The organism is Parafrankia sp. EAN1pec, assembly GCF_000018005.1.
GTDB lineage: Bacteria > Actinomycetota > Actinomycetes > Frankiales > Frankiaceae > Parafrankia > Parafrankia soli.
The window spans coordinates 966,943-982,890 of sequence record NC_009921.1 but is presented as its reverse complement, the minus strand read 5'-3'; the positions used below and the strand labels follow the sequence as shown (position 1 = coordinate 982,890).

The window sequence follows — 15,948 nt, the reverse complement described above, 5'->3', positions numbered from 1 at the left end:
GGAGGGATTCCCGGCCGTCGCGGCAGGCGACATCCGCCACCCGCGGCAGCGGTCACCCCGCTCGCGGACGTCCGGCCCCCACCCGCACCCTCAACCGAGAGTGACCAAACGGGTGCCCGCCAACTGGACCTTCCAGGATGACACCCCCCATTAGGGGGAGGCGGCTGCGACCGAACGCGACTGAGACGTCAGGATGGAGAAACGCAGGATCGCGTGACGATTCGGGACGGGTGGGACGGCCGCGGCGCGGCGGGTGCTCCCGGATCACAGAAGGAGAATCGGGTGCCTGGGGTAATTCGCCGACTGCTCGGTGGCGGGCTCGCCGCCACCCTGCTCGCCGTGACCGTCGCGGCGTGTGACTCGAGCGGTGACGCGCCCGCCGCGCCCGCCGAGGTGGTGCTCGACCGCGCGGCCGAGACGACCGTCCCGTTCAGCGTGGACAACGCGGGCGAGGTCGTGCTCGACGTGACCACGTCCGCCCCGGGCGTCTCCTGGGGAACGGTCGGTTCCGAGTCCGCCGTGGTCTCCGTGTTCGTCGACGGCACCTACACGACGGACGTGGTGATCCCCGCGTCGTTCCCGATCCGGCGCGGCCTGGCCCTCGGCGCGCTCACCCCCGGGAAGCACAACCTGCGGCTGCTGTTCGCCGGGGACCGCTCCCCGCAGGGGTCGTCCACGGCGAAGCTGTCGGACTTCGCCTTCCGCACGATCTCGCCCGGTGACCCCCAGTACGCGGCGGCCCGCAACGCCCCGGTGCTCTACGGGCGCACGGCGGCCAACCCCGCGCTTCTGCCCGGGACACCGGCGACCGGCCCCTTCCAGAACGCCCTCACCGACGCCCCGCTCGTCGCCTTCTACTCCGAGGCCCCGACCGCGGTCTCCGGGCACCGCTTGTTCACCTACTCCATGATCTGGAGCAACGAGGACGGCGGGACGTCCACGCCCGCGCTGATGGCCCGCTGGGGCCGCACCACCGACATCGAGTGGACCTACCAGGTCGAGGTCGACGCCGCCGGCAACGCCGTCCCGGGCAGCGCCGTGATCCAGGCGCCCGAGCACGTCCAGGCCCCGTTCACCGGACGTCTCGAGGGCACCCACCCCGTCCTGCAGACCTGCACGCTGAACAACAACATGTGCGACCCGACGGACGGCAAGATGCGCTTCTCCCTCGCCCTGGGCGAGCCCCTGGACCAGGCGGACGAGGCCCGCGAGCGGGTCATGGACCGCAACCCGTGGACGTACTGGGTGATGGCCCAGGAGGTGAACCGCGAGGGCAAGGTGACCGAGGCCCCCGAGGCGTCGTCCACCGACATGATCAGCGATCCCCGCAACTACCTGTACCTGGTCATCCGTAAGAGCACGCTGGGCCAGCCGAACACCGACGACGCCTGGGTCGGGCTGTCCGTGGGCGTCCGGCTCTCCGGCAACCCCAACACGTTCCGCTCCAGCGGGGTGTATCCGGCGTGGTCCATCCAGCGGGACTCCCCCGCGCAGACCGCGATCGCGCTCCCGCCGGGCACCGTCGCCGAGGACATCGCCTCCATCCAGGCGACCCGGCTGATCGGCGCGGGATACGACACCGGGGCACGCATCCAGGTCGACTCGATCGAGCAGGCGTTCTTCCTCGGCCCGGACGGCCTGCCGCAGAAGTCCTTCCTGTTCACCCCGGCCAAGGCCACGCTGACCGCCGCGGCCCCCACCGCCACGCTGTTCCGCCGGCCCACCGGCACTTCGTGAGCCGGCGGCGCTCCCGCCGGCGGATCCCTGAGGACACGCCGGCGGGAGCGCCGCACCCGCGAGCACCGGGACGGCCTTGATCAGCCCGGCCTCAGCCCGGCCGCAGCCCGGTCAGGATGGCGGCGTCGCCATGGACGGCGAGGCCGTCTCCACGCAGACCGGGAGCAGCCGGATCGAGCCGCCCCCACAACGCGAGCAGGACGGGCCCGGCCGGCCCCCGCAGCCGCGGCGTCCCCCTTGGCGTGCTCGGGCGTCACCGTGACGGCGGGGCCGTCCATCAGCCGAAGTGTCGCGGCACCGAAGCCACGCCGCCCGAACCCGGCCGGCTCAGGCCGGGGGGACCACGAGGGCCGGTTCACCCAGGTCGGACGCCAGCCGAGCCCACAGGCCGTCCGCCGTGTCGAGGGCGGACGTCGTGCGCGTGAGCAGGGTGGGCGGCGGGACGGGCGTGCCGTCGAAGAGGTTGCCGCAGGCCCTGGCCGCGCCGGCGTAGGCCGCGGCGCCGTCGGACCAGGTCCGAGCCGCCGACTCCAGCGGCGCGGCCGGGATCTCGGCCGCGTCCCGGGCCGCCCGGTCCAGCACCTCGCAGGCCGGCCGCAGCGAGATCCCGTCGTTCGCGTCGATGTGGGTGCGCACGTCGGTGGCCGCCCTGGCGACGTCCGTGCGCACCGCCGACGTGGACTGGTACCAGTCGGCCAGCTCGGCCTCGATGTCGATGGTCGGGGGCGCGGCCGCGCCGGTCTCGGCGTCCGCGCCGTCACCACCGATCAGGAACCACACCCCGATCACCGCGACGAGCCCGACGGCGGCGAGCAGCGCCAGCCCGGTCCGCTGTTCCGGGCGGCTGAGTTCGTCCCACGTCCGGTGGTCGTTGTTACGGCGAGCCACATGTTCCCCCACGCGCCGAAGTGTGCAGGCACAGAACAGACGCGCAGGCGCCCCGCGACGTTGCGATACCCCCGGGGCGCCGCGACTGGCGGAACCCGTCGTACCCGCCGTCTACCGTGATACGACGTCGGGCACGGTGGGCCCGGCTCGTGATGTCACTCGCCCATGAACGGGGTAGCCATGCGGGTGAAGGATCTTCCGATACGGGAACGGCCACGCGAGCGAGCCCTGGCCGCGGGCGCCGAGGCACTCGCCGATCGCGAGCTGCTGGCGCTCCTGCTCGGGTCGGGCTCGCCCGGCTGTGACGCGGTCGATCTCGCCGGGCGGCTCATCGCCCGGCACGGCGGGCTGTACGAGCTCTCACGGGCCGACCCGCAGGAGCTGATCGCGCAGCCCGGGGTGGGGCCGGCGAAGGCGGCCCGGGTCTGCGCGGCCTTCCACCTGGGCCGGCGCGCCCGGCCCCCGGCGGCCGGCGCCACCGGGCTGACCAGCACGGCGGCACTGGCCGAGGCCGCCGCGCCGCTGCTGCGCGGCCTGCGCGGCGAGCGTGTCGTCGTGGTCGTCTGCGACGGCAACGCGGGCATCCTGCGGGCGCGGCTGCTCACGCAGGGCGCGTCCGGCCACAGCCCGCTGAGCATGCGCGACCTGCTCGGCTACGTGCTGCGCTGCGGGGGCTCGGCGTTCGGAGTGGCCCACAACCACCCCGACGGCAACCCCGAGCCGAGCGCGGACGACCGCCGCGTCACCACCCGGCTCCGGGAGTCGGCCGCGCTGCTGGGCCTGCGCTTCCTCGACCACGTGGTCATCACCGACGAGACGTGGCGCCGGGTGGTCGACGCCTGAGCCCGCGGGCGGGACCCGCACCCACACCCTCAAGGCGATCACCCGCGGCCACCCCGGGACCGAAGTAGGACGCTCTTCGAGCAGGTGACTGCCGACGAGTCTGGGCGGCCACCCTGTCGGTGCAGATCGACCAGATGCTCGTCGTCCGCCCCGGGCACCGTCTCGGCGGGGGGCTATGGGTCTCGTTCACCGACCCGACGGTGCCTCCCCAGGCCCTGCTGGCGGCACGCAGCCCCTCGGACACCGGCCACGGGTCTGGACACACTGGCCGCCAGCCGGTCGGAGCGCTTGGTCCAACCGGCTGGCGATCGCTCAGGACTCCGCTGACGCGAGGCCGACGGGGCAGCTGACTCCGGTTCCGCCCAGGCCGCAGTAGCCGTGGGGATTCTTGGCGTCCGACAGGTACTGCTGGTGGTACTCCTCGGCGTAGTAGAACGGGCCGGCGGGCGCGATCTCCGTGGTGATCTCCGGGTAGCCGGCGGCGGTGAGGACGCGCTGGAAAGCGTCCCGGCTCGCCAGCGCGGCCGCGGCCTGGTCCTCGCCGGTCGTGTAGACCGCCGACCGGTACTGGGTGCCGACGTCGTTGCCCTGGCGCATGCCCTGTGTCGGGTCGTGCGCCTCCCAGAAGACCCGCAGCAGCTCGGCGAAGCTGACCTTCGCCGGGTCGAAGACGACGAGCACGGCCTCGGTGTGGCCGGTCAGGCCGGAGCAGGCCTCCTCGTAGGTCGGGTTGGGCGTGATCCCGCCGGCGTAGCCGACCGCGGTCGAGTACACCCCAGGGACCTGCCAGAACTTGCGCTCCGCACCCCAGAAACAGCCCATCCCGAACACCGCCGTACGCAGCCCCTCCGGGAAGGGGCCGAGCAAGGACGCGCCGAGGACGGTGTGACGGTCGGGGCCGGTGAAGATCGGCGTGCCGCGGCCGGGCAGGGCCTGGTCGGCAGTCGGGAGGGTCGTCTTGTGGCGACCGAAGAACATCGCGAACCACCTCCGGGGAGTTCCGACAGACACAACCACCGCGGACTTCCCCAAGTTCCCGACCCCCCGCAGGCCCCTGTCCCGTTCCCGACGCCCCGCACCCGGCATCCTGGCGGCCGGGCCGATGTGTGGTGCTCAGTGAGTCCATGGACTCACCCACCCGCCAGGCTTCCCCGGACGCCCGTCGCCGCCCGGGCACCACGACGTGCCCGGGCGGCGACGGTCCCTGGGCGCCCCGAGGTTCCGTGAGGGTGGACGTCCAGTGGATGCGGGATGGTTGGGGCGGGGGTTCGGGGCAGTTAGGCCAAACTGGGCCAGTTCGACCGGTTGGGCACGATCAGAGCACCAGGTCCTCGAGCATGGTTGTGACGAGGGCGGCGATCGGGGACCGCTCGGAGCGGGTCAGGGTGACGTGGGCGAACAGGGGGTGGCCCTTGAGTGTCTCGATGACCGAGGCGACTCCGTCATGACGGCCGACCCGCAGGTTGTCGCGCTGGGCGACGTCGTGGGTGAGGACGACCCGCGAGCCCTGGCCGAGCCGGGACAGGACCGTCAGCAGCACGCCCCGCTCAAGCGACTGTGCCTCGTCCACGATGACGAAGGCGTCGTGCAGCGAGCGGCCGCGGATGTGCGTGAGCGGGAGCACCTCGAGCATGCCCCGATCGACGATCTCCTCGATGACCTCGGGCGACACGAGCGCGCCGAGGGTGTCGAAGACGGCCTGCGCCCACGGTGCCATTTTCTCGTTCTCGCTGCCGGGCAGGTAGCCGAGGTCCTGGCCGCCGACGGCGTAGAGCGGGCGGAAGACGACGACCCGCCGGTGCAGCCGGCGTTCCATGACCGCCTCGAGGCCGGCGCACAGGGCGAGGGCGGACTTTCCCGTGCCCGCGCGGCCACCGAGGGAGACGATGCCGACCTCGTGGTCGAGGAGCAGGTCGAGGGCCACCCGCTGCTCCGCGGAGCGGCCGTGCAGCCCGAAGGCGTCGCGGTCGCCGCGGACGAGCTGGATGGACTTGTCGGCGGTGACCCGCCCGAGCGCCGAGGCGCTCCCCCCGGGCGCGGTGAGCACGAGGCCGGTGTGGCAGGGCAGGTCGGCCGCCTCCGCGACCTCGACGAGCTCCTTGGCGTAGAGCCGGTCGAGATCGTCCTGGCTGACGGTCAGCTCCGCCATCCCGCTCCAGCCGCTGTCCACCGGCGACAGTGCCTGGTATTCCTCCGCGGCGAGCCCGACCACGGATGCCTTCACACGCAGCGGCAGGTCCTTCGTGACCAGCACCACCTCGGCGCCTTCGCGCGCGAGGTTGAGGGCCACCGAGAGGATCCTGGAGTCGTTGTCGTCCACGCGGAACCCCGGTGGAAGCACGGACGAGTCGGTGTGGTTAAGTTCCACTCGGAGCGTTCCACCGGTCTCCAACGGCAGTGGCTGGTCCAGCCGGCCGTGGCGGATCCGGAGGTCATCCAGGATGCGCAGTGCCTCCCGGGCGAACCAACCCAGCTCCGGGTGGTTTCGCTTACCTTCCAGCTCCCCTATGACGACCAGGGGGAGCACGACATTGTGCTCCGCGAACCGCAGCAGCGCGCCAGGATCAGAGAGCAGCACGCTTGTGTCGACGACATGCGTTCGTGGCACACGCCCACCCGCTTACTCGGAGGTATCCGGGACCGGGCCCCTGAGCAGGAGCCGGGTACCGGCCTCCTGACGTTGTCGCAGTTGCGGCACCGAGGGGCCTCCCGAGTGGCCGACCCGATGTCGGACCACGACTTGAGACGCTAGGGCTCTCACGTTAGCCGTCACCCCGCAAGATGGCGACCAACTTCTTACAACACGCTTCGCTTGTCTTTGTGTGCCCTTCGTGGTCCATGCTCGGCGAAGACTCGGTTCTAGTCACCCTCTGCGAATAATCTCACGGACCGAAACCGGTCAGTTCTTCTCAGGTCGCGGCGCCGGCGGCGCTCGGACCTCCTGGCGCGGTGAGACTCTTCCCACCGCGGACCAGCCTCGACGGCACGGGGCCCGTCCCGCGCGCACCCCGGCCTCGGCTACCCCGCGCCGGCACGGGCCGCGGGCCGCTCTCCACGCAACGCCGTCCCCGCAACGCTCTCCCCGCACCGCGGCCGTCCCCGAAACGCCGAACCGGCGCCCGCGAATGATCGCGGACGCCGGTTCGACGCCCCGGGGAGGGACACCGGCCGCGGTGCGGTCGGTCTCCTCCGGTCGTCAGCCGTCCAGACGCCTGGCCCTCGAGGCCGTTCAGCCCTCGAGAAACCCGGCCCGCGCCGAGCTCAGCCCGCGCGAGCTGGCTGGCTGGCCGTCAGCCGTTGAGGCGCTTGGTGAGGGCCTCGTGCTCCGCCCACAGCTGGGCCGGCAGGCGGTCGCCGAAGGTGTTGTAGTGCTCCGGGATCAGCTCCGCCTCCTGCCGCCACACCTCGGTGTCGACGGAGAGCAGCGTCTCCAGGTCGGCCTCGGAGACGTCCAGGCCCTCGGTGGGGAGCTCGCCCGGGGCCGGGAGGATGCCCAGCGGGGTCTCCGTGCCCTTCGCCTCGCCGTCGAGCCGGCTCGCGACCCAGGCCAGCACGCGGCTGTTCTCGCCGAACCCTGGCCAGAGGTAACGGCCCTCGGGGCTCTTGCGGAACCAGTTCACGTAGTAGATCCGCGGCAGCTTGTCCGGGTCGGCCTTGTTGCCGATCTCCAGCCAGTGGGCGAAATAGTCGGCCATGTTGTAGCCGCAGAACGGCAGCATCGCGAACGGGTCCCGTCGCAGCTTGCCGATCGCCCCGGCCGCGGCGGCAGTGGTCTCGGAGGAGACGATCGAGCCGAAGAACACCCCGCGCTGCCAGTCCGGCGCCTCGGTCACCAGCGGGACGGCCGTCGCGCGGCGGCCGCCGAACAGGATCGCCGAGATGGGAACGCCGGCCGGGTTCTCCCACTCGGGCGCCATGGTCGGGCACTGGCTCGCCGGCACGGTGAACCGGGCGTTCGGGTGCGCGGCCGGTTCGGTCGAGTCGGGCGTCCAGTCCCGGCCCTTCCAGTCGATGAGGTGTGCGGGCTTGTCCGGAGTGAGGCCCTCCCACCAGACGTCACCGTCGTCGGTCCGCGCGACGTTGGTGAAGACCGCGTTCCCCCACAGGGTCTTGACCGCGTTCGGATTGGTCTCCTCGCCGGTGCCCGGAGCCACCCCGAACAGACCCGCCTCCGGGTTGACGGCGTAGAGCCGGCCGTCGTCACCGAAGCGCATCCAGGCGATGTCGTCGCCGACCGTCTCGGCCTTCCAGCCGGGCAGCGTCGGGATCAGCATCGCGAGGTTGGTCTTGCCGCATGCCGACGGGAACGCGGCGGCGATGAAGTGGACCTTGCCGGCCGGCGAGGTCAGCTTGAGGATCAGCATGTGCTCGGCCAGCCACCCCTGGTCACGCGCCATGACCGAGGCGATGCGCAGGGCGTAGCACTTCTTGCCGAGCAGCGCGTTGCCGCCGTAACCGGAGCCGTACGACCAGATCTCGCGGGTCTCCGGGAAGTGCGTGATGTACTTCGTCGAATTACACGGCCACGGGACGTCCGTCGCGCCCGGCTCCAGGGGCGCGCCCAGTGAATGAACCGCCGGGACGAAGAAGCCGTCGTCACCGAGCTGGTCCAGCGCGGGAGTCCCCATACGGGTCATCGTGCGCATAGAGATGACGACGTAGGGCGAGTCCGTGATTTCGACGCCGAGCGCCGAGATGTGCGAACCGAGCGGACCCATGCAGAACGGGACGACATACATCGTCCGTCCCCGCATGCATCCGGAGAAGAGCTTACCCAGCTTCGTGCGCATTTCGGCCGGATCAAGCCAGTTGTTCGTCGGGCCGGCGTCCTCGGCCTTTTCCGAACAAATGTAGGTCCGGTCCTCCACACGCGCCACGTCGCTGGGGTCCGAAGCGGCGTAGAAGCTGTTCGGGCGTTTCTCGTCGTCAAGCTGGACGAGAGTGCCCTTGTCGATGAGCAGTGATGTCAGCCGATCGAACTCGGATTCCGAGCCGTCGCACCATTCAATACGGTCCGGCTGGGTGAGTTCGGCGATCTCACGCACCCAGGCGAGCAGCCTGGCGTGCTTGGTGGGGGCGGCATCCAGCCCGGGAATCTGTGCCGCGGTCGTCACAGCTCACACCTCCGGTCGAGTTGAACCTGTCGCGTTCTCGTCCCGTGTGCGAGTGCCGTGAGCCAGGTGCCGCGTTCGCACCCGAACACCACCAGACACCCAGGTACAAACCTGTGGGAAACGGGGCAGTTCGAGGCCGCGTTCAGGATCATTAGACTGTACCGCTCTTTCGGTGCAGAGTCGCGCGGTAGGCAGTACGCGGAAACGTAGGATCCATCACGCACCGGGACGGACTGACCGCCGCTGGTCGGCTCCGCTTCGTGACCCCGATGCCGACCCGATATCGTTCTGCCCCGTGGCCTCCCCCGCGCGGCAGACCGCCGGCTCCGACGACGCGACCCCGAACTCCCATCCGCGTGACCTGGTGCGACCGCGCATGCGGGGGTGGCTACACACCGGAGCATTCCCCGTGAGCCTCGCACTCGGCGTCATTGCGGTGGCACTGGCCACGACACTGAGGGCCCGCCTCGGGGTGGCCGTTTACGCGATCAGCATTGCCGCACTGTTCGGAACCAGTGCCCTCTATCACCGAAAAATGTGGTCGACCTCACGCGCCCGCTCGCTGATGAAGCGCCTCGACCACTCTATGATCTTCATTTTCATCGCCGGCACCTACACCCCATTCGCCCTCATCGCGATGCCGGAGCACACCGCACGCATCGTGCTGGCCGTCGTCTGGGGCGGCGCGGCGCTGGGCGTGCTGGTGCGCATGCTGTGGCTGCACTCGCCGCGCTTCCTGATCGTCCCGCTCTACATCGCGCTGGGCTGGGTCGCCGTCTTCGTCATACCCGAGCTGATGCACCAGGCCGGCGTGGCCGCGATGGTCCTGCTACTGGTGGGCGGCGCCTGCTACAGCCTCGGCGCGCTGGTGTACGCCACCCGCCGGCCTGACCCGGCGCCCAGCACCTTCGGGTACCACGAGGTGTTCCACGCATTCACCCTCGTCGCCGCCGGCTGTCACTACATAGCACTGATGATCGCCATGCTCGGCTGACTCCCGGCACACCCGCATGTGTTTGTGACGCGGCGGTGACCGCAGCCCCGCCGCCCGCCACCGAAGACCGTGCCCGGATCCACCACGGACGGTCACCGGACCGGTCACCCGGCCGGGCCAAGGGGCCGGCCCCTTGGCCCGGCCGACCGGGATACGAAATGCCGAATCACCCGGGACGGGTGACCGGTGGCCGCCGGCGGATTCACCCTCGGCCGGTCGGACCCCCCGTCCAAGATTCGACGGCAAACAGTCGGGCCGGGACTAGATTCCCGGTCCTTCCGACCGGATCTGCTCTACCTTTTCCATCGCTTCGCGCAACCGGGCGAGCCAGGTGTCGGCGTTCTCCCCCACCAGCCGCACGCACCAGGCAAGGGCCTCGCTCCGGCTGCGCGCCACCCCGGAATCGACCAGGGTGTCGAGAACCTGCCGCTCGGGCTGGCGCAGCCGGGTCATCACCGGAACGGACACGGTGGTGAACAACTCCGTACTACCTCCGAGCGACACCCCCCAGGACACGCTGCGGCCGTAGCGCAGTTCCGCCTCCCGGGCCATGCCGATTCGCGCGTCCCGGGTCTCCTCGCGGAATCCGCGGATTCGGCCGACCCGGTCCGCGTCCGACGGCGGCAGCGCGCCGACCACGGTGATCTCGTCCCGGTCGACGGTGACCTTCGGTGGCCCGGTGAACCAGCCGTCGGGTACCCGGCGGGCGAACCACGCGGCGACGTCATCGGCCGGGACGGGCTCGGGCCGTTCGCCTCCCCGTCCGCCCCCACGCCCGCGAAGACCGGCCATGACAGACCCCTCACCTGGTCGGATGGCACGCCCGGTCGGGCGGCACGGTGGCCCCGCCCGGGCCGGCCGCTCACGCCGCGCCCGGCCCGCGCCGCCGATTACATGCTTACACAGCCAATCGTGACAGTGCGCGGGCCGTCCGGACCAGGCCGTTCGGCCTCAGCGAACAAACCGGCCCGTGCCAGTCGGGTCAGGCTGGAAGCCGCACTCCCAGCCGCGCGCGGACCTCCTCCGGGGTCCGCGCCGGGAGCTCGCAGACGAAGTCCCGGCAGATGTAGACGGCCGGCTCGTCCCGGCCCGCGGTCAGCGGGCCCTCGGTGACGACAACCGCGCCGGGAGCGGTGCCGAGCCTGGCCAGACGCTCCAGATCCGGCCGGCCGACCACCGCGACCTCGGCCGGCCCGGCCAGCAGGGCCTCCGCGACGGCACCCGCCCAGCCGGCGAAACGGGCGTCCCGGCTCAACAGCGGGGTGAGCTGCTCGACGGTCGCCCGCGCGCTGTCCCGGTGATCGGCGGAGCCGGTGAGCGCCGCGTAGGTCAGCAGGGCGCCGGCGACGGCCGCCTGGCCCGAGGGGGTCGCCGAGTCGGAGGCGTCCCGCGGCCGGCGCAGCAGCGCCTCGGCGTCGTCCGCGGTGTCGAAGTAACCGCCGTCCGGCGCCGCGAACCGCGCCCGGACCACATCGAGCAACTCGCCGGCGAGCGCGAGCCAGCCCGCGGCGCCTGTCACCTGGTGCAGCGTCAGGAAGCCCTCGGCGACACACCCGTAGTCCTCCAGCACACCGGCGTTGGGGCCGCGCCGGCCGTCCCGGCTGGTCCGCCACAGCCGGCCCTCGTGCAGGTGGACGTCCCGCAGCAGCTCGGCGGCGCGCTCGGCGGCCCCCACCCAGGACGGCTCGCCCAGCAGCGCGCCCGCCTCGGCGAGCGCCCCGATGACCAGACCGTTCCAGGCCGCGACGATCTTGTCGTCCCGGGCCGGCTGCGGGCGGGTGGCGCGCGCGGCGGCCAGCGCCGCCCGGACCCGGGCGAACCTGGCGGGGTCCTCCGGGTCGGCCGGCAGCATCAGCACGGACGTCCCGTGCTCGAACGACCCCTCCGCGGTGACCCCCAGGACCCGCGCGGCCAGGGCACCGTCGTCGGGGCCGAGCACGTCCACCAGCTGGGCGGGCGTCCACGAGTAGCTCGCGCCCTCCTCGGGATGGCCGCCGGGGCTGCCCGCCGGCACGGCGTCGGCGTCGAGCGCCGAGGCGAAGCCCCCCTCGGGGGTACGCAGGTCGGCGAGCAGGAAGGCCGCGGTCTCGCGCACCACCCGCTCGGCCAGCGGCAGGCCCGTGGCCCGCCACAGATGCAGGTAGACCCGCAGCAGCTGGGCGTTGTCGTACAGCATCTTCTCGAAGTGCGGGACGGTCCACGACTCGTCCACGCTGTAGCGGGCGAAGCCGCCGCCGAGCTGGTCGTACATCCCGCCGCGCGCCATCCGCTCGCAGGTCTCGCGCACCATTCCCAGGGCCCGGCCGTCCCCGGTGCGGGCCCAGCTCCGCAGCAGCATCTCGGCGACCATCGACGGTGGGAACTTCGGCGCCCCGCCGAACCCGCCGTGCACGGAGTCGAACCGGTCGGCCAGCCCGGCGACCGCCCGGTCGAGAAGGTCGGCCGTGATCTGTGTTGTGGCCCCACCGCCGGACGCCGCTCCACCGGGCGCCACCGCCTCCGCCAGCTGGCGGGCGATGTCCGCCCCGGACTGCTCGACCTCCGCCCGGCGCGCCGTCCACGCGTCCACGATGGCCGCCATGACCTGGGGGAACGACGCGCTGCCCCGCATCGGCCGGGGTGGGAAGTAGGTGCCGGCGAAGAACGGCTCGGCGGCCGGGGTGAGGAACACCGTCATCGGCCAGCCGCCGTGCCCGGTGAGCGCGACCGTGACGTCCATGTACACCGAGTCGACGTCGGGGCGCTCCTCCCGGTCGACCTTGATGTTGACGAAGTGCTGGTTCATGTACGCAGCGATCTCGGGGTCCTCGAAGGACTCGTGCGCCATGACGTGGCACCAGTGGCAGGCCGCGTAGCCCACGGAGAGCAACACCGGCACCCCGCGGGTGGTGGCCTCGGCGAACGCCTCGGGCCCCCAGGGCCACCAGTCGACCGGGTTGTCGGCGTGCTGCAGCAGGTAGGGGGACGTCTGCTCCGCGAGCTTGTTGGGCACCGCACCACCATGCCATCGCCACGGCCGGGACATCGGCCGCGCCAGGGCAATCAGGGCCCCTCCGGCCCACAGTCTCGCGACAGCCGTGCGCGGGAGGAGGGGGGCCGTGGCCGAACCGATACGCTGGAGGCCGAAGGTGATCCCCGCTGTTCACTCGCTCCGGTTCACGACCGCCTCGACCGCCACGACCTCGCTGGGCCCGCGGACGGCCGTCGTCGGCAGGGCGCGCGAGCGCGGGCGGGTCAACAGTGATCGAAGCCCTGGGATGCGACCTGCCATGAGCGAGACGACCGAGCGCGGCCCCGCCGCGGTGCCCGCGGGAACCGCGGCCGGTGACGGCGACCTGCCCCACCGGTACGACTCCCGGCTGGCCGCCGAGATCGAGCGGCACTGGCAGCAGCGGTGGCTGCGGGAGGGCACCTTCGAGTCACCGAACCCGACGGGCCCGCTGTCCGAGGGCTTCGAGGCGGTCCGCGGCCGTGACCCGTTCTACGTCCTCGACATGTTCCCGTACCCGAGCGGAACCGGCCTGCATGTGGGCCACCCGCTGGGCTACATCGGCTCGGACGTCTTCGCCCGCTTCCTGCGAATGACCGGGCGTCATGTCCTGCACACCTTCGGCTACGACGCCTTCGGGTTGCCGGCCGAGCAGTACGCCATCAACACCGGCCAGCACCCCCGGGTGACGACCGAGGCGAACATCGCGAACATGCGCCGCCAGCTCTCCCGGCTGGGACTGGGCCACGACACCCGCCGCGAGATCGCCACCACCGACACCGCGTACTACCGGTGGACACAGTGGATCTTCCTGAAGATCTTCGACAGCTGGTACGACGAGGCCGCCGGGCGGGCCCGTCCGATCAGCGAGCTGGTCGAGGAGCTCGACGCCGGGCACCGCGCCGCGACCGGGCCCGGCACGGCCGAGGCGAACCCGCGGCAGGCCGCCTGGTCGGAGCTGACCGCGACGGAGCGCCGCCGGGTCGTCGACGCGCACCGGCTGACCTACATCTCCGAGGAGCTGGTCAACTGGTGCCCGGGGCTGGGCACGGTGCTGGCCAACGAGGAGGTCACGCCCGAGGGTCGCAGCGACATCGGGAACTATCCGGTCTACCGCCGTCCGCTGCGCCAGTGGATGATGCGGATCACCGCCTACGCCGACCGGTTGATGTCGGACCTGGACCTGGTCGACTGGCCAGATTCCATCAAGCACATGCAGCGGAACTGGATCGGCCCGAGCGACGGCGCGACCGTCCGCTTCTCCACGGTCACCGGTGCGGGCGACACGGCCGGCGCGGGCGGGGTGGATGCCCCGGTCGGGCCGGCGCCGATCGACGTCGAGGTGTACACCACCCGGCCCGACACCCTGCCGGGGGCGACCTTCCTCGTCCTGGCGCCGGAGCACCCGCTGGTCGACGCCCTGACCGCCACCTCGTGGCCGGCCGACACCCCGGCGGGCTGGCGCTTCGCGCAGGAACGCCCTGCCGGTGTCACCGACGGGGAGTGGACGCCCCAGGCGGCCGTCGACGCCTACCGGGCGTTCGCCGCCCGGCGCAGCGACCGCCAGCGCGGCGGCACGGAGATCGACCGCACCGGCGTGTTCACCGGGACGTACGTCCGCAACCCGGTCGGCGGCGGCGTGATCCCGGTCTTCCTGGCGGACTACGTCCTGCTCGGCTACGGCACCGGCGCGATCATGGCGGTGCCCGCGCACGACGAGCGTGACTTCTCCTTCGCCCAGGAGTTCGGCCTGCCCATTCCCGCGGTCCTGGAGCCCGACGAGGCGTGGCTGGCCGAGCGCGACCTGGCCGCCGGGGCTCCGGCGTCGTCCTGGCCGGAGGCGTTCAGCGGCGAGGGCTCGTATCTGGCCGGCGCCACGGACCGGCCCGTGCTGGCCGGCCTGTCCAAGGCCGACGCGATCAAGACGACGATCAGCTGGCTGGAGGACGCCGGCCGCGGCCGGGCGACCCGCTCCTACCGGCTGCGGGACTGGCTGTTCTCCCGCCAGCGCTACTGGGGTGAGCCGTTCCCGATCGTCTTCGACGACGACGGCATGCCCCGCGCCGTACCCGAGGAGCAGCTGCCGGTCGAGCTCCCGGAGATGACCGACTTCCGGCCGAAGGCGATGGCCGACGACGACGAGAGCGAGCCCGTCCCCCCGCTGGCCCGGGCCACCGAGTGGACCACGGTCACCCTCGACCTGGGCGACGGCCCGCGCGGCTACCGCCGCGAGCTGAACACGATGCCGCAGTGGGCCGGCTCCTGCTGGTACTACCTGCGCTACCTGGACCCGACGAACTCCGAGCGCTTCGTCGACCCGGCCGTCGAGCGCTACTGGATGCACTCCGAGCGCGGCCCGGCCGGCGACGGAGGCGTCGACCTGTACGTGGGCGGCGTCGAGCACGCCGTGCTGCACCTGCTCTACGCCCGGTTCTGGCACAAGGTGCTGTACGACCTGGGCCTGGTCTCGACCAGGGAGCCGTTCAAGCGGCTCTACAACCAGGGCTACATCCAGGCGGACGCGTTCACCGACGAGCGCGGCATGTACGTCCCGGCGACCGAGGTCGTCCAGGGTGCCGACGGGTCGTTCAGCCACGAGGGCGCCCCGGTCAACCGGCGCTCCGGGAAGATGGGCAAGAGCCTCAAGAACAGCGTCAGCCCCGACGAGATGTACGACAGCTACGGGGCCGACACGCTGCGCGTGTACGAGATGGCGATGGGCCCGCTGGACGCCCACCGCCCGTGGCGCACCGACGACATCGTCGGCTCCTACCGGTTCCTGCAGCGGCTGTGGCGCAACATCATCGACGAGGGCACCGGGGAGCCACGGGTCCGTGCCGCCGCGCTCGACGACGAGACCGCGCAGGCCCTGCACCGGACTATCCTGGCCGTCCGCGCCGACTACGCCGAGCTGCGCTTCAACACCGCGGTCGCCCGGCTCATCGAGCTGACGAACCTGGCCAGCAAGCGCTTCGGCGCCGGGCTCGACGGCCCGCCGCGGGAGCTGGCCGAGGCGTTGGTGCTGATGGCCGCGCCGCTGGCGCCGCACATCGCCGAGGAGCTGTGGACGCGGCTGGGGCACACCGGCTCGGTCTGCGCCGTGCCCTTCCCCGAGGGGGACGAGTCGCTGGCGGCGGCCGCGACGGTGCGGCTGCCGGTGCAGGTCAACGGCAAGGTGCGCTTCACGATCGACGTCCCGGCCGACGCGGACGAGGCGGCCGTGCGCGCGGTCCTGGAGGCACATGCGGACTACACCCGGCACACCTCCGGGCGCACCATCAAGCGCCTCATCGTGGTCCCCGGCCGGATCGTGAACATCGCCCTGGGCTGAGCCGGCCGGCCGGGAGAAACGCCCGGTACGGCCCGCCGGTAGGCGATCTCCG

General features: G+C 72.1%; 10 protein-coding genes. 4 read left to right on the top strand and 6 right to left on the bottom strand.

Annotation, left to right across the window (positions count from 1 at the left end):
* Positions 1-282: 282 nt before the first annotated feature.
* Positions 283-1,737 carry a hypothetical protein gene (locus tag FRANEAN1_RS04090; protein WP_041253672.1) on the top strand — a complete coding sequence of 485 codons (1,455 nt, stop codon included), beginning with the start codon at positions 283-285 and terminating at the stop codon, positions 1,735-1,737.
* A gap of 327 nt (positions 1,738-2,064) precedes the next feature.
* Here FRANEAN1_RS04090 and FRANEAN1_RS04085 read toward each other — a convergent pair whose 3' ends face one another.
* A complete protein-coding gene (locus FRANEAN1_RS04085; RefSeq protein WP_020458487.1) occupies positions 2,065-2,625 on the bottom strand; it encodes a hypothetical protein in 561 nt (186 codons plus the stop codon).
* 180 nt (positions 2,626-2,805) lie between these two features.
* On the opposite strand from FRANEAN1_RS04085, the gene radC reads away from it, so the two are divergent.
* Entirely contained in the window at positions 2,806-3,468 is a 663-nt protein-coding gene (gene radC, locus FRANEAN1_RS04080) for a DNA repair protein RadC (protein WP_020458486.1), read from the top strand.
* Positions 3,469-3,780: 312 nt separating this feature from the next.
* On the opposite strand, the gene msrA is transcribed toward radC, so the two are convergent.
* From msrA to FRANEAN1_RS04065, 3 genes are all read right to left on the bottom strand, one after another.
* Positions 3,781-4,446, bottom strand: coding sequence for a peptide-methionine (S)-S-oxide reductase MsrA (gene msrA, locus FRANEAN1_RS04075; RefSeq protein WP_020458485.1), 666 nt, complete (start codon positions 4,444-4,446; stop codon positions 3,781-3,783).
* Between the two features lie 337 nt (positions 4,447-4,783).
* The gene (locus FRANEAN1_RS04070) at positions 4,784-6,076 is read right to left on the bottom strand and encodes a PhoH family protein (RefSeq protein ID WP_020458484.1); all 1,293 of its coding nucleotides are present in this window, start codon (positions 6,074-6,076) and stop codon (positions 4,784-4,786) included.
* A 682-nt stretch (positions 6,077-6,758) separates the two neighbouring features.
* Positions 6,759-8,582 (bottom strand): phosphoenolpyruvate carboxykinase (GTP), encoded by a 1,824-nt coding sequence (locus FRANEAN1_RS04065; RefSeq protein ID WP_020458483.1) that lies wholly within the window; start codon positions 8,580-8,582, stop codon positions 6,759-6,761.
* 376 nt (positions 8,583-8,958) lie between these two features.
* On the opposite strand from FRANEAN1_RS04065, the gene FRANEAN1_RS04060 reads away from it, so the two are divergent.
* Positions 8,959-9,576, top strand: a complete 618-nt coding sequence (locus FRANEAN1_RS04060; RefSeq protein WP_049795892.1) for a hemolysin III family protein — start codon at positions 8,959-8,961, stop codon at positions 9,574-9,576.
* Positions 9,577-9,837: 261 nt separating this feature from the next.
* Here FRANEAN1_RS04060 and FRANEAN1_RS04055 read toward each other — a convergent pair whose 3' ends face one another.
* A complete protein-coding gene (locus tag FRANEAN1_RS04055) occupies positions 9,838-10,368 on the bottom strand; it encodes a hypothetical protein (RefSeq protein WP_020458481.1) in 531 nt (176 codons plus the stop codon).
* Positions 10,369-10,558: 190 nt separating this feature from the next.
* Positions 10,559-12,568: a thioredoxin domain-containing protein gene (locus FRANEAN1_RS04050; RefSeq protein WP_020458480.1), complete on the bottom strand. Its 2,010-nt coding sequence runs from the start codon at positions 12,566-12,568 to the stop codon at positions 10,559-10,561.
* A 277-nt stretch (positions 12,569-12,845) separates the two neighbouring features.
* Here FRANEAN1_RS04050 and FRANEAN1_RS04045 point away from each other — a divergent pair, with 277 nt between their 5' ends.
* Positions 12,846-15,896 carry a class I tRNA ligase family protein gene (locus tag FRANEAN1_RS04045; RefSeq protein ID WP_020458479.1) on the top strand — a complete coding sequence of 1,017 codons (3,051 nt, stop codon included), beginning with the start codon at positions 12,846-12,848 and terminating at the stop codon, positions 15,894-15,896.
* The last annotated feature ends 52 nt before the right edge of the window (positions 15,897-15,948 follow it).